At 71.0% G+C, this 23155-nt stretch carries 15 protein-coding genes; 8 read left to right on the plus strand and 7 right to left on the minus strand.

Going from position 1 to position 23155, the window contains the following annotated elements:
* Positions 1-2: 2 nt before the first annotated feature.
* Genes ACIQWX_RS45030 through ACIQWX_RS45040 form a run of 3 tightly spaced genes read right to left on the minus strand, consistent with a single transcriptional unit; the run spans position 3 to position 3918 of the window.
* Entirely contained in the window at positions 3-1871 is a 1869-nt protein-coding gene (locus ACIQWX_RS45030) for an acyl-CoA synthetase (protein WP_400884944.1), read from the minus strand.
* Positions 1868-2797, minus strand: coding sequence for a fumarylacetoacetate hydrolase family protein (locus ACIQWX_RS45035; RefSeq protein WP_400884947.1), 930 nt, complete (start codon positions 2795-2797; stop codon positions 1868-1870). The genes ACIQWX_RS45030 and ACIQWX_RS45035 overlap by 4 nt, the downstream gene beginning before the upstream one ends.
* Positions 2794-3918: a VOC family protein gene (locus tag ACIQWX_RS45040; RefSeq protein ID WP_400884949.1), complete on the minus strand. Its 1125-nt coding sequence runs from the start codon at positions 3916-3918 to the stop codon at positions 2794-2796. The genes ACIQWX_RS45035 and ACIQWX_RS45040 overlap by 4 nt, the downstream gene beginning before the upstream one ends.
* A gap of 120 nt (positions 3919-4038) precedes the next feature.
* On the opposite strand from ACIQWX_RS45040, the gene ACIQWX_RS45045 reads away from it, so the two are divergent.
* The gene (locus ACIQWX_RS45045; RefSeq protein WP_400884951.1) at positions 4039-4725 is read left to right on the plus strand and encodes a TetR/AcrR family transcriptional regulator; all 687 of its coding nucleotides are present in this window, start codon (positions 4039-4041) and stop codon (positions 4723-4725) included.
* On the opposite strand, the gene ACIQWX_RS45050 is transcribed toward ACIQWX_RS45045, so the two are convergent.
* Entirely contained in the window at positions 4668-5321 is a 654-nt protein-coding gene (locus ACIQWX_RS45050; RefSeq protein WP_400884954.1) for a TetR/AcrR family transcriptional regulator, read from the minus strand. The genes ACIQWX_RS45045 and ACIQWX_RS45050 overlap by 58 nt on opposite strands.
* A gap of 110 nt (positions 5322-5431) precedes the next feature.
* Between ACIQWX_RS45050 and ACIQWX_RS45055 the strand changes: the two genes are divergently transcribed.
* The 4 genes from ACIQWX_RS45055 (at position 5432) to ACIQWX_RS45070 (ending at position 12798) form a co-directional block, all read left to right on the plus strand.
* Complete coding sequence (locus ACIQWX_RS45055; protein WP_400884957.1) at positions 5432-8104, plus strand: MMPL family transporter; 2673 nt, start codon at positions 5432-5434, stop codon at positions 8102-8104.
* On the plus strand, positions 8104-10047 hold the full coding sequence (locus ACIQWX_RS45060) for a YhgE/Pip family protein (RefSeq protein WP_400884960.1): 1944 nt from the start codon (positions 8104-8106) through the stop codon (positions 10045-10047). The genes ACIQWX_RS45055 and ACIQWX_RS45060 overlap by 1 nt, the downstream gene beginning before the upstream one ends.
* 19 nt (positions 10048-10066) lie before the next feature.
* Entirely contained in the window at positions 10067-11038 is a 972-nt protein-coding gene (locus ACIQWX_RS45065; RefSeq protein ID WP_400884962.1) for an amidohydrolase family protein, read from the plus strand.
* A gap of 326 nt (positions 11039-11364) precedes the next feature.
* Complete coding sequence (locus tag ACIQWX_RS45070; RefSeq protein ID WP_400884964.1) at positions 11365-12798, plus strand: amidase; 1434 nt, start codon at positions 11365-11367, stop codon at positions 12796-12798.
* On the opposite strand, the gene ACIQWX_RS45075 is transcribed toward ACIQWX_RS45070, so the two are convergent.
* The 3 genes from ACIQWX_RS45075 to ACIQWX_RS45085 all read right to left on the minus strand — a co-directional run bounded on the left by ACIQWX_RS45075 (position 12799) and on the right by ACIQWX_RS45085 (position 15260).
* Complete coding sequence (locus ACIQWX_RS45075; protein WP_400884967.1) at positions 12799-13740, minus strand: FkbM family methyltransferase; 942 nt, start codon at positions 13738-13740, stop codon at positions 12799-12801.
* Positions 13741-13792: 52 nt separating this feature from the next.
* Positions 13793-14374, minus strand: coding sequence for a dihydrofolate reductase family protein (locus ACIQWX_RS45080; RefSeq protein ID WP_400884969.1), 582 nt, complete (start codon positions 14372-14374; stop codon positions 13793-13795).
* 64 nt (positions 14375-14438) lie between these two features.
* A complete protein-coding gene (locus tag ACIQWX_RS45085; protein ID WP_400885353.1) occupies positions 14439-15260 on the minus strand; it encodes a helix-turn-helix domain-containing protein in 822 nt (273 codons plus the stop codon).
* Positions 15261-15474: 214 nt separating this feature from the next.
* Here ACIQWX_RS45085 and ACIQWX_RS45090 point away from each other — a divergent pair, with 214 nt between their 5' ends.
* From ACIQWX_RS45090 to ACIQWX_RS45100, 3 genes are read left to right on the plus strand one after another with little or no spacing between them, the layout of a single operon-like run.
* A complete protein-coding gene (locus ACIQWX_RS45090; RefSeq protein ID WP_400884971.1) occupies positions 15475-16044 on the plus strand; it encodes a hypothetical protein in 570 nt (189 codons plus the stop codon).
* Between the two features lie 6 nt (positions 16045-16050).
* Complete coding sequence (locus ACIQWX_RS45095) at positions 16051-18060, plus strand: flotillin family protein (protein WP_400884974.1); 2010 nt, start codon at positions 16051-16053, stop codon at positions 18058-18060.
* Positions 18057-22922 carry a DNA repair ATPase gene (locus tag ACIQWX_RS45100; protein WP_400884977.1) on the plus strand — a complete coding sequence of 1622 codons (4866 nt, stop codon included), beginning with the start codon at positions 18057-18059 and terminating at the stop codon, positions 22920-22922. The genes ACIQWX_RS45095 and ACIQWX_RS45100 overlap by 4 nt, the downstream gene beginning before the upstream one ends.
* Positions 22923-23155 lie beyond the last annotated feature (233 nt).

Raw genomic sequence — 23155 nt, forward strand, 5'->3', positions numbered from 1 at the left:
GGTCACGAGGCACCCGCCACGCGCCAGCCGATCGCGTACCGGCCGAGGACGGCCTTGACCGCCGAGTCGTCACCCGTGGTCCGCACGACCGCGACGACCGAGCCGTCGTCGACCTCGGCCTCGACGTCCAGTACGCCGGGGACCTCGGCCAGGGCTTCGGCGAGTTCGCGGCGGGTGGCGTCGGCGCGCAGCGCGGGCTTGTACGGCTTGCCCAGATCGGTCAGCGGCAGGGCGTCGAGCACCGTGACGGTCTTCGGCGCGGCCGCGGCCTCGGGGACCTGCTCGCGGGCCCAGTCACGCAGTTCCGCCTCGGTGACCGAGGTCCCGGCGGCGAGCGTGACGTAGGCGACCGGGACTTCGCCGGAGTGGGCGTCCGGGCGGCCCACCGCGCCGGCGGCGGTGACGGCGGGGTGGGCGAGCAGGGCGTCCTCGACGAGCGCCGGATCGATGTTGTGGCCGCCGCGGATGATGAGGTCCTTGGCGCGGCCGGCGAGGTGCACGAACCCGTCGGGGTCGAGGCGGGCGACGTCGCCGGTGTCCAGCCAGCCGCCGACGAGCTTGCCGAGGCCGTCGAGGACGTGGCCGCGTTCGTCGTGGCCGGTGACGTACCCCGGGAACACGGCCGGGCCGCTGATCGCGAGCACGCCGGTGTGGCCGGGCGGGAGGTCTTCCCAGGTGCCGTCTTCGCGGACGCGCACCGTTTTCAGCCGCTGGTAAGGCAATCGCTGGCCGACCGACCCCGGCCGGGGCGCGTCGGGGAAGCTGCGTGCGCTGGCGCAGGTCGCTTCGGTCAGGCCGTAGCCTTCGACGAGCGTGATGCCGGTGTGGGCCTGGAAGCTCTCGCGGACGGCGGCGGGCAGGGGAGACGCGCCGACCATGGCGAAGCGCAGGCTGCTGATGTCCGCGTCGACCGGGCACTGCGCGAGCACCGCGTAAACGGTGGGGACCGCGCTCATCGCCGAGATCCGGTGGTGCTCGACGATCTTCCAGAACTCCTGGTACAGCGCGAGGTCGCGGTAGCCGAGCGGCCCGGCCCAGACCGCGGCCTGCCCCTTGAACAGCGGCGCGAGCAGGGTGACGACCAGCGCGTTGACGTGGAACAGCGGCAGCGCGGCGAAGAGGGTGGCGTCCTCGCCGAGCAGCGAGTTGGCGGCCAGCATCCAGGCGTCGGCGACCTCGGCGGCGTGGGTGTGCGCGGCCAGTTTCGGCGCGCCGGTCGTGCCGCCGGTCGGGAAGAACGCGGCCAGGTCCTCCGCGCGTGGTGGCTCGCCGAGGAACGTCGACGAGTCCTGCGTCGCCGACAGCTCGCCCAGGTAGCCGGCTCCGGGCAGGTCCGGGGCCGGCTCGGTGGCGCCGGTGGGCCGGAGGACCAGGAGCGTGTCGACCGTGCCGTCGTCGGCGAGCGCCTGCGCCGTTTCCCAGACGGCCGGGGACAGTTCGGGCCCGGCGGTGACGAGGACCCGGGCGCCGGAGCGGCGCAGCAACTGGGTGAGGTGCCGTCGCGAGAGGCCGCCGTTGAGGGGCGCGGCGATCCCGGCGAGCTGCGCGGCCAGGGTGGCGGGCACCAGCTCGGCGGTGTTCGGCGACAGCAGCGCGACCGCGTCACCCCGGCGGACGCCGAGTTCGTGCAGCAGGTTCGCGTACCGGTGGACGTCGGCGAGCAACTCGCCGAAGGTGCGGTGCTCGGCTTCGCGCCAGCGCGCGGCTTCGGGCAGCACGGTGAGTGCGGTGCGGTCCGGCCACGTCGTGGCGGCGCGGACCAGCAGGGCGTAGGTGGACGCGGGGAGGCCGCGATCCGCCAGCGGCACGGCTTCGATCGCTTCGACGTCGGCGGGCCCGGAATACCTGGGCCACAACGGGTTTCCGGTCATCGGGCGTGCCTCACGACCGTGCGCTGGGTGCCCAGGTCGAGGACGCCGTCGTCGGTGGCCACGCCGGCTTCGACGACGTCACCGTCCTGGAGGTACCGGGGATTCCTTTCCTGGCCACGGAAGAAGAGTTTCCACTTCAGCGCGGGCGGCAGAAGGGAACCGAGGATCTCCACGGGTTTCGGCGGGGCGGACAACGCCGTGCCGACCGGGGTGCCGGTCAGCACGAGGTCGCCGGGATCGAGGCGCTGGAAGCGGGTGAGGGCCCGGAGGGCTTCGGCGGGCCGGTGGATCATGTCGGCGACCGTCCGGTCTTGGCGGACTTCGCCGTTGACGCTCAGTTTCAGCCGCAGGTCCGTGAACCGCTTGAACTCGTCGGCGTCGAGGAGGACGAGCGCGGGCCCGGTCGGGGTGAACGTCGGGTAGGACTTGGCTTCGTAGAACTGGGTCTGGGGCAGCTGGACGTCACGCGCGGAGACGTCGTTGGTCACGACGAGACCGGCGACGTACGCGGAGAGGTCGTCGCCGATTTCCGTGCCGACCGGGATCTCCGCGCCGATGACGAGTCCGATCTCGACCTCGTAGTCCAGGAGCCGCACGTGGGCGGGCCGCACCACGTCGTCGTGCGGGCCGCTGATCGAGCCGGACGCCTTGCGGAAGAACGTCAGCGGCACGGTGGCCGGGTTCCCGCCGGTGTCCTCGACGTGCGAGGCGAAGTTGGTCATCTGGGCGACCACGCGGCACGGCGCGGTCACCGGCGAGACGAGATTGAGGGTCGCCACGTCGACCGTGCGCTTGCCCGGCGCGGTGAGGGCTTCCCGGTCGGCCAGCAGCTGGGCGGTGGTCGTGGCGCGGGTGGCGACCTCGGCCGCTCCGGCGGGCGTGAGGACCCACCAGGCGTCGGCGGTGCGCAGGACGGAAATGCTCATGACACGGCAACTTTCAGCAGGCCGCGAAGGCGGTCGAAATCGAATTCGTTGTCCTCGCGCAACGCGCCGACGATCGCGCGCAGCTCGCGGAACGCTTCCCGGCCGGGTTTGACGCCGAGGAAGTCCTTGGTGGCGGGCGGGCCCCACTGGGCGAGGCCCGACGCGGTCATCGGCGCCCACCCCGGCTCGAGCGAGCTGTCGAACAGGTCGCCGTCGCTGAAGTGCTCGACGAGGAACCCGTCGGGGTCGCGCCAGTAGTCGAAGAGCTGGCTGCCCTGGATGTGCCTGCCGATGCCCCACGACCGGTGGTAGCCCTGGCCGAGCAGGTATTCGCCGCCGGCGGCGAGCGAGTCGAGGTCGGGGACCTGGTAGGCCGAGTGCACGTACCGGTTCGCCGGGCCGAGCACCATCGCCAGGGTGTGGTGGTCGGCCGGGGTGCCGCCGCGGTCGCAGCGGACGAAGCTCATGACCGGCCCGCGGGCGCGCCGGCCGGGGTAGTAGAGGAAGTCGCTCACGATCAGGCCCAGGTGGGCGAGGTACCAGTCGAGCGTTTCGCGGTACTTCCGCGTCTGCAGCACGACGTGGCCGAGCCGCTGCACCTTGACCGGCTCCCGCGGCGGGCGCTGGGTGGCGTTCACCCGCGTGACGTCGTGCCCGAAGTTGAGGGGCAGCGGCGCCGGCCCCGGCAACGCGGGCAGCTCGTGCGTGCCGGAGACCACGCGTACGCGCGCGCCACTCGGATCGGGCAGGTCCACGGTGACCCCGCCGAGGCTCTCCGGCAGGCGGGTCACCTCGTGCCCGGTCGCGTCCGCCAGGCGGAGCACGTCGGCGGGATCGGCGGCCTGGAACGCGGGGCCGGTGAACCGGGAGCGCGGGCCCCGGCGGATCAGGACGCAGGGCGCGCCCGGCTCGGTACCGCGCAGCTGCAGTTCGTCCGCGCTGCGCAGCGACGTCGTGAACCCGAAGGCGGTCGCGAACAGCTCGGCCTTGGCCAGGTCCGGTTTCTCGAACTCCAGCCACGCAAGGTCGTGGACCTTGATGACGGGGTTGGGTGCCCGCCCCGGGTGTTCCCCCGGCAACGCGCCCTGCTCGCTGTGCAGGTCGGCGTGGGGATCGCTCATGACCCCTCCCTTCGTGACTGACGATATCGTCACTTCCGATCGTATCGTCAGTCAAGAGGCTATCCTCAGTTTTGTGACGACCCGGCTAAAGTGGCCGCGGACCGACCTGGGAGGAGGGGCATGGCCGAGCAAGCGGACCGGTTGACGCGGCGGAAGGCGCGAACGCGCGCAGCGCTGCTGGAAGCGGCCCAGGCCTTCATCGCGGCGGGGACCACGAACGTCCCGATCCTGGAGATCACGCAGGCCGCCGACGTCGGGATGGGCTCGTTCTACAACCACTTCGAGAGCAAGGAGCAGCTCTACCAGGCCGCGGTGGAGGACGCGCTGGACCGCTACGGCGCCCTGCTCGACGAGCTGACCGCGGACGTCGAAGACCCGGCGCTGGTGTTCGCGCAGAGCTTCCGGCTGAGCGGCCGCCTGCACCGGCTGCGTCCCGAGCTGAGCCGGGTGCTGCTGAACCACGGCCTCGAGCTGGCGACGTCAGAGCGGGGGCTGGCGCCGCGGGCCCGCCGCGACATCGAGGCGGCGGCCGAGGCGGGCCGCTTCACGGTGCGCGACCCGGAGCTGGCGATGGTCACGGTGGCGGGCGCGCTGCTGGGCCTCGGCCGCCTCCTGCACGACCAGCCGGACCGCGACGCCGAGGCGGCGGCCGACCAGGTCGCCGAGGACCTGCTGCGCATGCTCGGCCTACCCGCCGAGGAAGCCCGCGAACTCTGCCGACGCCCACTGCCGGACGTCGAGGGTGCCGGTCACCCCGCCGGTTCGACCAGTGCGGTGAACAACCGCGGGAGGACGTCGGTCAGGTAGCGGCTGTCGGCCCGATCCGGCAGCGCGTCGAGGATCGCGCGCTGCAGCATCGTTTCGTACAGGGCCACGATCGTCACGACGGCGCTGCGCGGGTCGACCGTCAGCCGTAGCTCGAGCCGGCCGAGCAGGTGCTGCAGGATCTCCGCCAGCTCGTCGTGGAAACGCGCTTCCGCCGCGGCGGTCGGCTCGCGCAGTTCCGGCTGCCGCATGGCCTGGGCGCGGAACTCGGCGTTGAGCAGGTACCACGTCTCGTCGGCGGCGAGGGAGTTCATGAACAGCAGGCCGGCCTGCCGCAGCACCTCGTCGACCGGCCCGGCCGCGTCGGCCGCCGCTTCGACGGCGGCACGCAGCCGCTCGGCGCGCTCCCGCATCTCGGCTTCGTAGATCGCCAGGAACAGCTCTTCCTTGCTGGCGAAGTTGGAGTAGAACGCGCCGCGCGTGAAGCCCGCGCGGTCGCAGATCAGCTCGACCGGGGCGTCGCGGATGCCCAGCTCGGTGAACACCTCGTAGGCCGCCGCCATGACCCGGCGCCGGGTCTCGGCGCGCCGCCGGGTCATCGGCTTCGGACCGCCGAGGTCCGAACTGGTGGTCGCCATGCCGGTCACCTTACTTTCCCCGTCTCACCCGGGGGAGTGACGGGATCCACTGTGCATCGGATACATCTTGCATTACGATACACGACGTATCCAACCAGGTAGGAGTCCTCGTGTCGTCGTTCCTGTACCGGCTGGGCCGCGCGGCCGCCCGGGCGCGCGTGCTCGTGCTCGCGCTGTGGGTGGTGGTGCTGGCGGCGGCCGGCGGGGCCGCATTGGTGTTCAACCAGGGCACCGACGACACCTTCGCGATCCCCGGTTCCGAGTCGCAGGACGCGCTCGACCACCTCGGCCGCGTCTTCCCCGAGGTCAGCGGCACGTCGGCGCAGCTGGTGCTGGTGGTGCCGGAAGGCGCGAAGGCCGACACCCCGGGGAACCGGGCCGCCGTGGCGCAGGCCGTGACCCGGATCGGGAAGCTGGACCAGGTCGCCACCGTCGTGAACCCGTTCGACAAGGGCGTCACCGGCGCGGTGTCGGCCGACGACCGGGCGGCACTGCTCGCCGTGCCGCTGAAGGTGCAGCTCGCGCAGGTCGACCCGGCCACCAAGACGCAGCTGTCCGCGATCGCCGCCGACCTCGGGACGGCCACCGGCGCGAAGGTCTACACCGGCGGCGACGCGTTTTCGAACCGCGTCCCGAAGCTCAGCCCGACCGAAGGCATCGGCCTGGTCATCGCGCTGCTGGTCCTGGTGCTGATGTTCCGCTCGCTGATCGCCGCGGTCATGCCGCTGGCCACCGCGGTCCTCGGCGTCGGCGTCGCCGGCGGGCTGATCTACCTGGCCACGCTCGTCACGCCGATCTCGTCGACCGCGCCGATGCTGGCGGTGATGATCGGGCTCGCCGTCGGGATCGACTACGTCCTCTTCCTGCTTTCGCGGCACCGCGACCAGCTGGGCGATGGCCTGGACGTCGAGGAGTCGATCGCGCGCGCCACGGCCACCGCCGGGTCCGCGGTCATCTTCGCCGGACTCACCGTCGTCATCGCGTTGCTCGGCCTGTCCGTGGCCGGGATCCCGTTCCTGACCACCATGGGCATCGCCGCCGCGGTCGCCGTGGCGCTGGCGGTCGGCATCGCCGTCACGCTCGTCCCGGCGCTGATGTCGTTCGCGGGCAAGCGGTTGCGGCCGCGCGCGCCGAAACGCAAGCGACGCCGCCGGAAGCCGCGGATCGCGCGCTGGTGGGTCCGGCTCGTGACGAAGGCGCCGCTGGTCACCGCGGTGCTCGTCGTGGCGGGTTTGGCCGTGTGCGCGATTCCGGCGACGTCGTTGCGCTTGGCGTTGCCGGACAACGGAACCGAGGAGCACGGCAGTCCCGCCCGCGACACCTACGAGGTCGTCGGCGAGCACTTCGGCCCCGGCTACAACGGCCCGCTGATCGTCACCGCCGACATCATCACCAGCACCGACCCGATCGGCCTGGTGAACAAGCTCGCCGACGAAATCCGGCGGCTCCCCGGCGTAGCCTCGGTCCCCCTATCGACCCCGAACCCCAAGGGCGACACCGGCATCGTCCAGGTCGTCCCGGCGACCGCGCCGGACTCCGCGCAGACCGACGACCTCGTGTCCCGGCTGCGGGGTCAGGAGCAGCACTTCCTCGACGCCTACGGGACGCGGACCGCCGTCACCGGCATCACCGCGGTCGGCATCGACGTCTCCGCGCAGCTCGGCAGCGCGCTGCTGCCGTTCGGGATCCTCGTCGTCGGCCTCTCGCTGATCCTGCTGGCCATGGTGTTCCGCTCGATCTGGGTGCCGATCAAGGCCACGGCGGGCTACCTGCTCTCGGTCGCCGCGGCGTTCGGCGCGACGTCGTTCGTGTTCGTCCAAGGGCACCTCGCGGACGTCCTCGGCGTGACGCACACGGGGAGCGTGATCAGCTTCCTGCCGATCACCCTCATGGGTGTCCTCTTCGGACTCGCGATGGACTACGAGGTCTTCCTCGTCTCGCGGATCCGCGAGGACTACGTCCACTCTCGCGATCCGCGGCACGCGATCGAGTCCGGGTTCGTGTCCGCGTCCCGGGTGGTCGTCGCGGCCGCGGTCATCATGTTCGCGGTGTTCGCCGCGTTCGTGCCGGAAGGCAGCGCCACCATCAAGCCGATCGCGTTCAGCCTCGCGGTCGGGGTGTTCGTCGACGCCTTCGTCGTGCGGATGACGCTGGTGCCCGCGGTCCTGGCCTTGCTGGGCCGGCGAGCCTGGGGACTGCCGCCGAAGCTCGACCGCGCGCTGCCGGTGTTCGACGCGGAGGGCGACGCGCTCGTCCACGAACTGCGCTTGGCCGACTGGCCCGCACCGGACAGCGACGAGGCCATCAGCGCCCGCGGGCTCCGGCTCGAAGACGACCGGGGCCGGCCGGTCTACGCGGGAGCCGACGTGCACCTGCCGCGCGGGGAAGTCCTCGTGCTGCACGGCGCGGGCGCGTGCGGCAAGACGGCGTTGCTGTACACGTTCGCCGGGCGCGTCACGAAGTTCACCGGTGACCTCAAGGTGCTCGGGCGCGTCCTGCCGCAGCACACGCACGCGCTGCGCCGCGACGTCGCCGTCGTGCCCTGCCGTGACGAGCCTGACCCCACCCGGTGGATCGGCGACGCCGCGCTCGTGGTGCTCGACGACGTCGACCTCGTGCTCCGCCCCGACGTCCGCGACCGGCTGCGCGCGTTGCTCGCCGAGCGGGGGAGCACCACGTTCGTGCTGACCTGCCAGGACCCCGAGCGCGTCCGGGACCTGCTGCCCGCCGGCGCCACCCACCTGCACGCGCTCACCGCCGCCCAGCCCGCCGAGGTCGTCTGATGCTGAAGCCGTTCGCCAACTCCGCCCGCGCCTTGGCCACCGGCCCGCTGACCTGGCGCACCTGGACCGGCTTGATCGCCGTGCCGCTGATCGTCATGGGTCTGCTCACGTGGGCGTTCTGGACGCCGGACGCCAACCACGGCACGGCGAAGGCGGCCGTGGTCAACAACGACGAGCCGGTGCAGGTCAACGGCCAGACGATCCCGCTGGGCCGTCAGCTCGCCGGATACCTGACGCACAGCGGAGATTCGGCCTACGACTGGGTGCTCACCGACGCCGGCGACGCCGCGGCCGGCCTGGCCGACGGCAGCTACGCGGCGACGGTCACGATCCCGGCGGACTTCTCGGCGCGTGCGACCTCCAGCGCGACGGCCAAACCCCTCGAAGCCCGGCAGGCCCAGCTGCGCGTGCAGACGTCTGATGCCGCCGGGGTCGGCGATCCCGGCTTGGCGGACCACATCGCCCAAGCCACGCAACGGACGTTGGACCAGCAGGTCGTCGAGACCTATTTGGACAATGTGTACGTCGGGTTCACGACCCTGCACCAGCAGGTCGGGCAGGCGGCGGACGGTGCCGGGCAGCTGGCGGACGGCACCGAGCAGCTGGCCGACGCCGCCGGGCAGCTGAGCACCGGTGCCGACCAGCTCGCGGACGGGACGGCCCAGCTCGCCGCCGGTTCCGGCAAGCTCTCCTCCGGGCTCACCCAAGCCGAACGCGACACCGCGCAGCTGCCCGCGTTGACGCGTCAGCTGGCCACCGGCGCCGACCAGGTGGCCGACGGCAACGAGCAGCTCGCCGGTGTCGTCGTGCCGCTGGCCAACCGGATCATCGCCGCGATCGACGCCTTACCGTCGGCGGGTGGCGCGGCTCAGCAGTTCCGGCAGCTGGCCGACGAGTGCACCGGCACCGCGGCCTTCTGCGGCGAGCTGCGGCAGGCCGCGGACCGGTTCACGACCGACGCGGGGAAGATCGACAACGCCAAGGCGGCCGTCCGGGCCAACGCCGTCAAGGCCCGCGACTCGATCCAGGCCCTCGCCACCGGCGCCCGCAAGGTCGCCGACGGCAACGCCCAGCTGGCCGCGAAGTCGGGTCAGCTCGCCGCCGGGATCGCGTCGGCCGCGAAGGGCGCGCGTCAGCTCGACAGCGGTGTCCGGCAAGCGAATACGGGCGCGCGGAAGCTCGCCTCTGGTGCCGGGCAGCTGAACGACGGCGCCAAGAAGGTCGACGACGGCGCCCAGCAGCTCGCCACCCAGCTCGACAAGGGCCGCGACCAGGTGCCCAGCTACACCGACGCGGAGCGCGCGCACCTCAAGACCGTCGCCGCGGACCCCAGCACGGCCACGACCGACGGCACGCCGGTCGGCACGCTGGGGCTGACGCTGTTCGCCGCGCTGGCGCTGTGGGCGCTCGCGCTCGCGACGTACATCGTGACGCGGGCCGTCCCGGACGCCGTGCTCACCGCGCGCGAACCCACCTGGCGGATCATCCTGCGCGCGGCCATCCCGGGTGCGACCGCGGCCGCGCTCGCGGCGCTGGCCATCACCGCGATCGCCGTCCCGGTGCTGAAGCTCGGCTTCGCCGGCACCGTCGGGTTCCTGCTGATCGCGTTGCTGGCGGCGTCGGCGTTCGTCGCGCTCAACCAGGCGGCGACGGCGATCTTCGGCCGCGCCGGCCGCATCGCGTCGTTGGCGGTACTGGTCCTGGCGGGCGCAACCGGGGTCGTCTCGACGGTCCCGGGACCGCTGTACACGCTCGCGGGCTACCTGCCCACCCACGGCGCGGTGCTGGCGCTGCGCGCCGCGGCCACCGACGGCACCGGCCTGGCCACCGGCGTCACGCAGCTCGCCGCGTGGCTGCTGGTCGGCACGCTCGTGTCGATCCTGGTCACCGACCGCCGCCGCTACCTGTCCGCCAAGAGCGTGCGGCTGCCGGCCGCCGCCTGATCCCGAAAGGACTCCTTCGATGAGCCGAGCTCAGCGCATCGACACCCACCAGCACATCGTGCCGCCCCGCTACGCGGAATGGCTGCACGACAAGGGACTCCGCCCCGGCGGCGTCGACCTGCCTGAGTGGTCGGCCGCGGCGGCGGTGAAGTTCATGGACGGCCACGGCATCCGGACCGGCGTGCTTTCCCTGTCCACACCCGGGGTCTGGTTCGGCGACGGCCCGGAAGCCCGCCGCTGGGCCCGGCACGTCAACGAGTACGCCGCATCGGTCGTCGCGGACCGGCCCGACCGGTTCGGCTTCTTCGCCACTCTCACGTTGCCCGACGTCGAGGGAGCGCTGGCCGAAGCCGAGCACGCGCTGGACGTCCTGCACGCGGACGGAATCGTGTTGCTGGCCAACAACGACGGCCGCTACCTGGGCGACCCGGAGTTCGAGCCGCTGCTGGAGTTCCTGCACGAGCGGCAGGTGGTGGTGTTCGTGCACCCGGGCGAGCTGCCCGGCCCGGACGTGCCGGGCATCCCGTCGTTCACGGCGGACTTCCTCCTCGACACGACCCGCACGGCGATCAGCCTGATCCTGTCGGGAGCCATGGCGAAGTACCCGGGGATCAAGTTCGTCCTCGCGCACGCGGGCGGGTTCGTGCCCTACATCTCCTACCGCATCCTGCTCACGATCATGAACACGAAGAACAAGGCCCAGCAGGCGTGGACGCTGCTCGACCAGAAGCACCAGGTGCCGAAGCAGCTGGCGGTGCTGCGGCAGTTCTACTACGACATCGCGCTGTCGTCCTCCCCGGCGGCGCTGCCGAGCCTCTTGGAGGTCGCGGCCCCGGACCACATCACGTACGGCAGCGACTTCCCGTTCGCCCCACCACCGGCGGTGTCGTTTTTGAACAAGACGTACGAGCGCTACCCACTGGAAGACAACCTGCGCGCGGCCATCGACCGCGGCAACTCGGAGAACCTGTTCCCGCGCCTCAAGGGGTGACCGTTCGAGACGTGCGGCGGAACCGACCGCACGGACGGCGCCGGACACGTGACCGATTGCAGGCGCACCACACCGACCAGCACGCGGCGCCGCCACCACCCGCCCCGCGGTGCTGACGAGCGCGACGCGGGAGATCGCTGACGGGCACGACCGCCGCCCCAGAAGCAGCGGCGTCAGGCACGCGGCTGGAATTGAGACGTCCATCCCATTGCGCGGTGCGGCGTTTCATGACTACCCCGGTGGATGCGACCCCCGGCCTGCCCGCCTTTCTCGTTGCGCGAACCGGAATTTCGTGCCCTCCCCGACACGTCGCTAGCTTCCGAACCATGGATCGGAACTTTCACTCGGCTGAAGAACTCGCCACCGCAATGCGTGCCGGCGAGGTGACATCGGAGGAACTCACCGAAGAGGCGATCGCCCGCATCGAGCGCGAAGACAAGGCGATCAACGCGATCTGCGTGCCGGACTTCGACCGGGCCCGCGCCGCCGCACGCGACGCCGACCAGGCCCGCGCGCGTGGCGAGGACCGGCCGTTGCTCGGTATTCCAGTTACGGTCAAGGAGTCCTACGACATCGCCGGGCTGCCCACCACCTGGGGCATGCCGCCGCACCGGGACTTCGTGCCGGCCGCGGACGCGGTCCAGGTGTCGCGGCTCAAGGCGGCGGGCGCGGTGGTGCTCGGCAAGACCAACGTCCCGTTGGGACTGCAGGACATCCAGAGCTTCAACGAGATCTACGGCACCACGAACAACCCGTGGGACCACGGCCGCACGTCGGGCGGCTCGTCCGGCGGATCGGCGGCGGCCCTGGCGTCCGGGTTCGGCGCGCTGTCCATCGGTTCGGACATCGCCGGCTCGCTGCGCACGCCCGCGCACTTCTGCGGCGTCTACGCGCACAAGCCGACCCTGGGGCTGGCGGCCACCCGCGGCATGGTCGCGCCGTCCGAGCCGGCGTTGCCGGTCGACCTCGACCTCGCCGTCGTCGGCCCGATGGCGCGCACCGCAAGGGATCTCACGCTCCTGCTCGACGTGATGGCCGGACCGGACCCGCTGACGCACGGGGTGGCGCACCGGCTGGCGCTGCCGCCCGCCCGCCACGACCGGCTCGCCGGCTTCCGCGTCCTGGTCCTCGAAGACCACCCGCTCATCCCGACCGGAGCCGCGGTGCGGGCAGGGGTGAACCGGGTGGCCGCGGCGCTCGCCGAGGGCGGCGCCCGAGTCGAGCGGCACAGTTCGCTGCTGCCCGATCTGACCGAAGCCGCGACGCTCTACATGCAGCTGCTGATCTCGGGCACGATCGCGCGGTTCCCCATCGAATCACTGGAGCTGCTCCAGGCCCAGGCGAGCGGCCTGGACGCCGTCCGGCTGAACGCGATGGCGTTCAGCCACAGCGACTGGCTGCGGGCGAACCACGGCCGCGAACTCCACCGCCAAGCCTGGCGCCGGCTGTTCACCGAGTTCGACGCGGTGGCGTGCCCGATCACCCCGACCCCGGCGTTCCCGCACGACCACCACCCCAACCCGATGGAACGCACCATCGCCATCGACGGGGTGGAGTACCCGTACTTCGACCAGCTGGTCTGGGCCGGCCTGGCCACGATGCCGGGCCTGCCCGCCACGGCCGTACCGGCGGGCCGCTCTCCCGAGGGCCTGCCGGTCGGCGTGCAGCTGATCGGCCCGATGTTCGAGGACCGCACCCCGCTGCGGCTGGCCGAACTGCTGGAGCAGCGGATCGGCGGCTTCCGAGCCGACTGGTCGTAGTCAGTCCCGGCGCTTCGCCGACAGCGCGGCGAGGTCGTATTCGAGTTCGCCGAAAAGGGAATCGCGATACCGGCCGTGGCTGACGGGGACGGTGAAGTCCTTGTCGCGCGGATCGAAGGAGACGGCGATGAGACCGTCACCGCTGGCGGATTCCCCGACGGTGTGCTCGGCGATGACGTGCGCGCCGGCGTCGAGCAGGTTCCGGAGCGCGTTCTGGTGGGTGAGCGGATCACCGGAGATGGAGTGGTGGTGGGTCGAGACGATCAGGAACCGCACCCGGCCCGCGTCGAACACCGCACGGGCACGGTCGATCAGGATCGTCTCGGCTCCCTGGACGTCGACGAGGACGAGGTCCGCACGGGGCAGTTCGGCGTCGTACATCAGCGATTCGAGGTCGTACTGGCGGACGGTGTGGGTCCGGCCGTCGCTTTCGGCTTCGAACTCCAAGGGTTCGCCGGGAGTGTCTCCGATGGCGGCGTGCACGAACCGGACGCGATCGGTGTAGCCGTTGAGCGCGGCATTGCGCCGCCCGACTTCGAGGTAGGCGGGATCGGGTTCCACGGCGACGACGTGCCCGCCGGGCAGGGAGTGGCAGAACCAGAGCCCGTAGTAGGTCCAGAAGCTGCCGAACTCGATCATGGCGGGCGCCCCGCCGTCGGCGGCAAGCCGTTCGACGACCCGGTGGAAGACGAGCTCTTCCTGCGGTTCGTGGTGGCCGCGCAAGGCCCGGATGGCCTCGGTCATCCAGGGCCCGTAGTAACCGCCTTCTTCGACGAGCAGGCCGTTGTGCATGACCTGCACGCGGCCCCCGAGGTGGTCCCGGCACTCACCGGCGTGCTCGACTTTGGGGATGTCATCGGCATCGGTGCAGGCGACGGTGGTCAGCAACCGCCGGGCCAGCGCCGGATCGAGCCCCGTGACGTCGGGAACCAGCCGCTCCACAGCACCTCCAAGAAAACCGCGGAACCCGAGCCTAGCGGCGAAGCAGCATCGGTCAGCGGCGCACCCGATACCGCACGTGCAGCACCCGGTTGCCCTGGACGACGACGTCCGGATCCTCCAACAGGTGCTGCGCCTGGACGGACCCGAAATAACGCTTACCGGACCCGAACACGACGGGGACGACGTCCATCCGCACCTCGTCGACCAGCCCCGCGGCAAGCACCTGGCCCCCGACGTCACCGGCGGCGACCTCGACCAGGCGGTCACCCGCGAGCTCCCGCGCCTTGGTCACCGCTGCCTCGACGCCGTCGACGAAGTGGAACGGCGCCTCGGGGTCCCAGCCCTCGGGCGCCGGCCGGTGCGTCACGACGACCACGTGGTCGACCCCGCCCGGCGGCTTCCCCTCCCAGCCTTCGGTCAGGTCGAACACGTGGCGGCCGACGATCGTCGCCCCGATCCGGTCCCAGTACGGCCGGGTGTAGTCGTAGGACGTCTGCGACACCTTCAGCGCGCCGCTCTCGTCCAACGGGACGTCACCGCCGGACAACCAGTCGAACAGCGGTCCCGGCTGATCTTTCTCGTCCGCGACGAAGCCGTCCACCGACACCGAGCTGTACATGACGACCTTGCCCACTGCGCTCTCCTCTGCTTCGGAGTGCCCAAATTAGCCTGCCGTGCGCCGTCGCTCTTGTAAGAAATCAATCGGCGGGCAGCGACCAGCCGTCCAGGACGTGGCCGGGGTGTTCGCGCAGGAACCGTCGCCGGACTTCGACGTACCGGGTCGGCGTGAGCCCGGTGAACGCCCGGAACTCATGGCCGAAGTGGGCCTGGTCGAAGTAGCCGGCGCCACCGGCGAGGCCGCCCCAGTCGACCGGTCCGGCGGGGTCGATCGCGAAGACGGAGCCGGCGAAGCGGTAGGTGCGGGCCAGCCGCTTCGGCGTGACGCCGACGAGTTCCTTGAACCGCTGTGCCAGATGAGTGCTGCTGACACCGGCCGCCGCGCTCAGGTCGCCGATCGCGACCGCCCCGCCCGCCGCGGCGATGAGGCCGCTCGTGTGGCGGACCAGCCCGAGGCCGGCGGCCTCGCCCAGCCGCCGCAGCAGCTCGTCCTCGAGCAGCGTCAGCATCTCTTCCGGTCCGCCGGCCGTCGCGAGCCGGTCTCGCAGCTCGGCACTGGCGCGCCGGCCCCAAACCTGCTCGACGGTGACCGGCCGGTCACACAGCTCGGCCGCGGGCATCGCCAGGAACGGCGCAAGCCCCCACGGCTTGACGTGCACCCCGACGGACCGGGTCGGAAGCGGGTAGCCGAACTCCAACGCGCGGGTGCGCATGGTGATCACACAGCCGTCGACGTACTCGGCCGTCTCGAGATCCGCGCCGGCGCGAATGCGAAACGGTGCCCCGAGGTTGAAGATGAGCAAGGCGGCCGGCGCCGGCGGCAGCACCAGCCGAGCGTACGGCGGCGAACCCGCCAGGTAGTAGAGGTCGTCGACCAGCCCGTCCAGCGGCGGCCGCGGCACTCTGGACACGTACTCCACCCCCACAGCATCGCCGACGCGAGCGGGGATCGCATGCATTGACGAGACGTGATCACCCGCAAGCGAAGTGTCACGTTCAAGCGGACTCGCGCGTGACCGCTTCGTGTCCGAATTGTTCGCCCGCTCTCCCGCGCGCCGGATATAGTCGCTGGCCAGGGCCTCGCGCTGCCGGGCCCGTCCTTGGGGGAAGGAAACGATGAGCGGGTTCGTGTCCGCGGCTTTGGCTTTTCCTGCCGTGCTCTTCAGCTTCCTGCTGGTCGTCGTGATCGGCTACTGGGGGCTGGCCCTGCTCGGCGTCCTCGATGTCGAAGACGGCGACATCGGCTTCTTCGGCGGCGTCCCGCTGTCCATCTCGCTGTCGCTGCTCGTCGCCTTCAGCTGGTTCCTCAGCCTCGTCGGCACGGTCCTCATCGAAGGTGCGGCCCTGCGGGTTCTGCTCGGCTTCGTGGTGCTCCTGGCCGCGCTCGTCGGCGGGGCGCTCGGGACCCGGCTGGTCATCGTGCCGTTGCGCCGGGTCTTCGCCGGGGCCGAACCGACGCGGCAGGACTTCGTCGGCCGGGTCGCCGTCGTGCGGACGTCGAGCGTCACCGAGGACTTCGGGCAGGCCGAAGCCGCCGCGGCCGACGGCTCGTCGGCGATCGTCCAAATTCGACTGGCGGGCGAAGGCAACCTCGGCGTGGGCAGCCGCGTTGTCCTCTACGACTACGACTCCGCGGGTGAGTTCTTCTGGGTCAGCCCCCTGGAACTCGAAGCAGAAAAGGACTGAACTGGAATGGATGCCATCGGCCTGGGGGCCGGCGTGTTGATCGCCGTCGTGGTCCTGATCGTCCTGGTGCTGCTGTTCGTCGTGAGCCGGCTGTTCCGCAAGGTGCCGCAGGGCAAGGCACTGATCATCTCCAAGGTGCGCAAGGTCGACGTCACCTTCACCGGCGCGGTCGTGCTGCCCGTGCTGCACAAGTCCGAGGTCATGGACATCTCGGTGAAGACGATCGACATCGAACGCACCGGCCAGGAAGGCCTGATCTGCCGCGACAACATCCGCGCGGACATCCGGATCTCCTTCTTCGTCCGGGTCAACAAGACCGTCGAGGACGTGGTGAAGGTCGCGCAGGCGATCGGCACCGAACGCGCGAGCGACCAGGGAACCCTGCAAGAACTGTTCAACGCCAAGTTCTCCGAGGCGCTGAAGACCGTCGGCAAGCAACTGGACTTCGTCGACCTCTACACCAAGCGCAACGAGTTCCGCGACCAGATCATCCGCGTCATCGGCACCGACCTCAACGGTTACAGCCTGGAAGACGCGGCGATCGACTACCTCGAGCAGACCCCGATGGCGTCGCTCGACGCGGCGAACATCCTGGACGCGCAGGGCATCCGCAAGATCACCGAGCTGACGGCGATCGAGCACGTGCGCACCAACGAGTTCCGCCGTCACGAGGAAAAGGAGATCACGCGCCAGAACGTGGACGCGCGTGAAGCGATCCTCGAGCTGGAACGACGCCAGGCCGACGCGGAAATCAAGCAGCGCCGCGAAGTCGAGACCATGCGGGCGCGCGAAGAAGCCGAAATCGCGAAGGTGCAGGCGGAGGAGCGGCTCAAGTCCCAGGCCGCGCAGCTGCGCACCGACGAACAGCTCGGCATCCAGCAGCAGAACCAGCAGCGGGAGATCGAGGTCGCCGGCAAGAACCGCGAACGCGTCATCGCCATCGAGTCCGAGCGGATCGAGAAGGACCGCCTGCTCGAAGTGATCGGCCGCGAGCGCGAGACCGAGCTGTCCCGGATCGCGAAGGACAAGGAACTCGAAACCGAGAAGCGGTCGATCGCCGAGGTGATCCGCGAGCGGATCGCCGTCGAGAAGACCGTCGCCGAGCAGGAAGAGAACATCAAGAAGCTGCGCGTGGTCGAGGAGGCCCAGCGCACCCGCGAGGCGGTCGTCATCCGCGCCGAGGCCGAAGCCCAGGAGAACCTGGTCAAGGGCATCAAGGCCGCCGAGGCCGCGGAGCAGGCCGCCAAGTTCAAGGCCCGCGAGGAGCTGACCCTCGCCGAGGCGCGCCAGCAGGCCGCCGAGCTGGAGACGCGGGGCAAGATCCGGCTCGCCGAGGGCATCCAGGCCGAGGAGGCCGCCGCCGGGCTCGCCGCGGCGCAGGTGCGGGAGCGCGACGCCGTCGCACTGGAGAAGGTCGGCCGCGCCGAGGCGATCGTCGAGCGCGAGAAGGCCGTCGTGATCGCCGAAGCGTTGCGCGACAAGCTGAAGGGTGAAGCCGAGGGGTTGACCGAGAAGGCCGCCGCGCTGGCCGCGCTCGACAGCGCGAGCCGCGAGCACGAGGAGTACCGGCTGCGGCTGGACGCCGAGAAGGAGATCCGGCTGGCCGCGCTCGACGTGCAGCGGAACGTCGCCGAAGCGCAGGCGGTCGTGCTCAGCGCCGGCCTGGAGAAGGCGGACATCGACATCGTCGGCGGGGAAACCGCGTTCTTCGACCGGATCGTCGGCTCGATCGGCCTCGGCAAGAGCGTCGACGGCTTCGTGCAGCACTCCGACGTCGTCGCCGGACTCGCCCGGCCGTACCTCGACGGCTCGGCCAGCTTCACCGACGACCTCGCCAAGCTGATCGGCGCGGTGAGCACCGAGGACGTGAAGAACCTGACGCTGTCGGCCTTCCTGGCGAAGCAGCTGCAGGCCGGCGGGCCGGACAGCGACAAGCTCCGTCAGCTGATGACCACGGCGCAGCAGCTCGGCCTCGCCGAGACGTCGGTCGCCACCGTCGTCGCCGCGAAGCAGTGACGGCGGCCGCAACGGAGCTGGACGCGGGCACCTATGACGTGCTCCGCGTCCGGCTGGCCGCCCAGGCCGCCGAGCTGGCGAAACGCGCGGACGAGCTGAACCTGCGGCGGCTGGAGGTGTTCGGCAGCGCGCAGCTCGCGCTGGTCGGCACCGAACGCATCCGCACCGCCAACAACTGCGTGCCCCGGGACATCGTCGCCGTCGACGGCCGGATGTTGTTCGGCTACAACGTCTTCATCGGATTGAAGCCCGAGACGGCGATCGACGACGTCTTCTCACTGCAGCGGTTCAGCCGCGACGAAGACGCGTTCCGCTTCGACGACGTCAGTGCCGACGAGCTGCCCGAACTGCTGCGGGACGAGCAGTTCGGGCGGGACTTCGGCGAGCTGTACCGGTACTACCGGCAGGCGAAGCTGCTGCAGCTGCGCCGGCTGGACGGGAAGCTGCTCGCGGTGTTCCAGATCGGCCCGCGCACCGAGGACATCCGGGTGCTGCGCTGGGCCGTCGCGGCCGACGGCACGGTGTCCTACTTGGACAGTCGTGGCGAGCGGGACCACATCTTCCCGCCGTCGCACGACTTCGAGTGGGTCGAGACGACCCGCGAGGACCACGTCCTGGGCCGGCACCCGCACATCTCGATCGAGAACGAGGTGTTCGTCGAGACCGTCGGCGGCAACCTGACGGTCAAGGTCGAGAACAACACCGAGACCGGCGCCGGCGTGTACGCCGAGCCGGTGGACGAGCCGCTGCAGAGCCTCGCCGACGCGGAGGTCGCCTACGCCCGGATCGGCCCGCTGATCCTGTTGCGCATGCTGCCGTACAAGGAAACCGAGTACCGGTACCTGGTGTTCAACACGCGCACCCAGGACGTCGTGCGGCTCGACGGCATCGGGCAGGCGTGCCAGCGCCTCCCGGAGGACCACGGCATCATCTTCCCCGGCGGCTACTACCTCGACACCGGCGTCAGCAAGACGTTCGACACCACTGTGGACGGTCTAGAGTTCGAGCGCGTGATCCGCTCGCCCAACGGCGAGGACGTGCTCTACGTCTTCCACGCGCGGGCCGAGGGGCGTTCACTCCTGTTGCCGTACAACGTGATCCGCAAGGAGGTCGCCAACCCGATCCCGTGCCACGGGTACTCGCTGTTCGACGACGGCACGATGATCCTCTTCCGCGCGTTGTCCGACGAACCGAGCAGGGTCCACCCGATGCAGGTGTGGCGGACGCCGTTCCAGTCCGACACCTACGCCGCGTCGCAGCCGGCCGGGACCGGGCCACTGGAGCGGGTCGGGAACCCCGACCTCGTCCGCGGGATTTCGGACTGCCTGTCGATCACCAGGATGATCGGGGAAATGGCGCCGTCGGCGGCGGTGTTCGAGGCGCTGATCGCCGCCTGCGCGCGGGTTTTCGACCACTACCACTGGCTCGGCGAGACGGAGCTGGGCGACCTGCGCTCGCCGCTGTCCGACGTCCGCGTCACCGCCGAGCAGGTGCTGGACGAGTTCGAAACGGTCACCTCGCTCACCGCGCAGGCGGCCGAAGCCGTCGACACCGCGGCGGCCGACACCGCGTCGCTCGTGCGGCGCGTGCGGGGTGAGGCGCTGAACGCGGCGGACGCGTGGGTGCTGCGCCTGGCCGAAATGCACCGGGCGCGCGGGCGCCTGGTCACCGTGCGGGAGCTGCGGTACGCCGACACCGCCCGCGTGGACGAGCTGATCACCGGTTTGGACACGGAGTTTTCCGAGGCCGCGCAACGGGCCGTGCGGTTCCTGCAGGGCGAGGAGGCGTTCACCGGCTACCACGCCGAAGTGGACGGGCTGATCGCCGCGGCGGGTGCGATCAAGACGGTCGCCGAGGCCGGCTCGGTCGCCGAGCGGCTCGACGAGCAGTCCGCCGGCCTGGAGGTCCTGACCGACGTCGTGGGCGGGCTGGACATCGCCGACGCCGTCGTCCGGACGAAGATCCTGGAGCGCGTCGGCGAGGTGATCGGCGCGGTCAACCGCGCGCGGGCCACCCTCGACGCGCGCCGCAAGGAACTCCTGGAGACCGAAGGCCGCGCGGAGTTCGCGGCCGAGTTCGCGCTGCTCGCGCAGGCCATCACGGGCGGGCTCGCGGTCGCGGACACGCCCGAGCGCTGCGACGAGCAGCTGGGCCGGCTGCTGCTGCAGCTGGAGAACCTCGAATCGCGGTTCGGGGAGTTCGACGACTTCCTGACCTCGCTCGGCGAGAAGCGCACCGACGTCTACGAGGCGTTTTCTTCGCGCAAACAGGCCCTGCTGGACGAACGGGCGCGCCGGGCGGACAGGCTGGTTTCCTCCGCCGACCGGATCCTCGGCAGCGTGACGCGCCGGGTCGGTTCGCTCGGCTCGGCGGAAGAGATCAACACCTACTTCGCGGCCGACCCGATGGTCTCGAAGCTCCGTACCGTCGTCGAGGACCTGCGGGCGCTCGGCGACCAGGTGCGGGCCGAGGAGCTGGAAGGCCGGGTGAAGGCCGCCCGCCAGGAGGCCGGCCGGGCCCTGCGCGACCGGCTCGACCTCTACGGCGACGGCGGCGAGACGATCCGCCTGGGCCGCAACACCTTCGCCGTCAACACCCAGGACATCGACCTGACGCTGGTGCCGCACGACGGCTCGATGAAGTTCGCGATCACCGGCACCGACTACCGGGCCGCGGTGCGTGACGCCGCGTTCGAGGCGACGCGGCCGTACTGGGACCAGCTGCTGGTTTCGGAGTCGCCGGAGGTCTACCGGGCCGAGTACCTCGCGACGTCGATCCTCGCCGAACGGCCGGCGGCCGAGCTGGTCGAAGCCGACCTCCTGGAAGTCGTCCGGAGCGTGGCTGGGGAGCGGTACGACGAGGGGTACGCCCGCGGGGTGCACGACCACGACGCCGCCGCGATCCTGGCGGCCCTGCTGCGGCTGCGGTCCGCGGCCGGGCTGCTGCGCTACCCGCCCGCGGCCCGGGCGGCGGCCCAGCTGTTCTGGGCGTTCGGCGCCGACGAGCGTGCGCGCGCTGCTTGGACGACGCGGGCCGCTTCGCTCGCGCGGGTGCGGGAGGCGTTCGGTTCTGCTCCCGCGCTGGACGAGCTGGCACGGGAACTGGGCGACGCGATCAGGGCGTTCACCGGCGGGCTGGGGCTCGACACCGAGTTCGCCGGGGAGTACTTGGTCGAGGAGATCGCCGTCGCCCAGCCGGGGTTCGTCACCAGCGGTGGCGCGCGGGCGGTGCTGGACAAGTTCCGCCTCGACCGGCGTAGCTTCGCCGAAGACCTGGGCTCCCTCGACGACCTGGCGGACCGCTACCAGCTCGCCGATGCGTGGCTGAGGTCCTTTGTGGATGCAGCCGGGCTGCCGGCCGACGAGCTGCCCGAAGCCGTCGCGATCGAGCTGTGCGACCTGCCTCGGTACGACTCGTCGGCGACGCTGACGGCCACTGTGGACGGTCTGCTCGGCGCGCACCCGCGGCTGACCGGCCGATCGGTGACGGTCCGGCTCGACGAGACGCTCGCCAGGACGCACCGCTTCCGCCGCGACCGCGTGCCGGGTTTCCGCGCGTACCAGCGGCTGCGCAACGAGCTCGTGGCCGCCGAACGCGACCGGCTCCGGTTGGAGGAGTACAAGCCGAAGGTGATGAGCGCCTTCGTGCGGAACCGGCTGCTCGACGAGGTCTACCTGCCGCTGATCGGCGACAACCTGGCCAAGCAGCTCGGTGCGGCCGGCGACGCCAAGCGCACCGACCAGTCCGGTCTGCTGCTGCTCATCTCGCCGCCGGGGTACGGCAAGACGACGCTGATGGAGTACGTCGCCAGCCGCCTCGGGCTGGTCTTCGTGAAAGTCAACGGCCCGGCGCTCGGCCACGACGTCACCTCGGTCGACCCGGCCGACGCGCCCAACGCAACCGCGCGGCAGGAGGTCGAAAAGATCTCGTTCGCGCTGGAGCAGGGCAACAACGTGCTGCTGTACCTCGACGACATCCAGCACACGTCCCCGGAACTGCTGCAGAAGTTCATCTCCCTGTGCGACGCGCAGCGGCGGATGGAGGGCGTGTGGGAGGGTCGCACACGAACATATGACCTGCGCGGCAAGCGGTTCGCGGTGTGCATGGCGGGCAACCCGTACACCGAGCAGGGCAAGCGGTTCCGCATCCCGGACATGCTCGCCAACCGCGCGGACGTCTGGAACCTCGGCGACGTGCTGTCCGGCAAGGAAGAGCTGTTCGCGCTGAGCTACATCGAGAACGCACTGACGTCGAACGCCGTGCTGGCGCCACTCGTGTCCCGGGAGCGGTCCGATGTGGACGTCCTGGTCCGGATGGCCCGCGGCGACGGTTCCGTGCGCGCCGACCAGCTTTCGCACGCGTACTCGGCCACGGAGCTGGAGCAGGTGCTGTCGGTGCTCCGGAAACTCCTGCGGGTGCAGCGAACCGTGCTGGCGAACAACCGGGCGTACATCGCCTCGGCGGCCCAGGCGGACGCCTCGCGCACCGAGCCGCCGTTCCAGCTGCAGGGGTCGTACCGCAACATGAACAAGCTCGCCGAGCGCATAGTGCCGGCGATGAACGACACGGAGCTCGAGGCCCTGATCGACGACCACTACGCAGGCGAGGCCCAGACGCTGACCTCGGGCGCCGAGGCCAACCTCCTCAAGCTGGCCGAGTTGCGGGGCAGGCTGTCCCCTTCGCAGGCCGAGCGGTGGGCCGACGTCAAAGCCGCATACCTGCGTGAACAGGCATTGGGCGGAGACGGCGAGGATCCGCTTAGCCGAGCGGTCGGCGCGGTGGGCCTCCTGGCCGACCGGGTGGCCGCGGTCGAGACGGCCATCGGGCGTGCGGCCCAGCGGCTGGCGAGGGAAGAGGTTTGATCGACGACACGGAGGACACGCCGCGTCCGGATCACCGAGCGGTCGGCGAAACCCGCGGCAGTTCGCGCAACGGATCGTGCAGCAGCCGCTCGAATCCCAGCTCGCCGGCGCCGATCAGGGTGGCGTCGTCCCGAGAGCCGACACACTCGAGCGCACTTCTTCCTTCGCCACCGGCAGCACGTTGCGCGCGACGCGACCACGTACTCGCGGTAGTACACCCAATCCCCGACGTA

The organism is Amycolatopsis sp. NPDC098790, assembly GCF_044759945.1.
In the GTDB taxonomy this organism is placed as follows: domain Bacteria; phylum Actinomycetota; class Actinomycetes; order Mycobacteriales; family Pseudonocardiaceae; genus Amycolatopsis.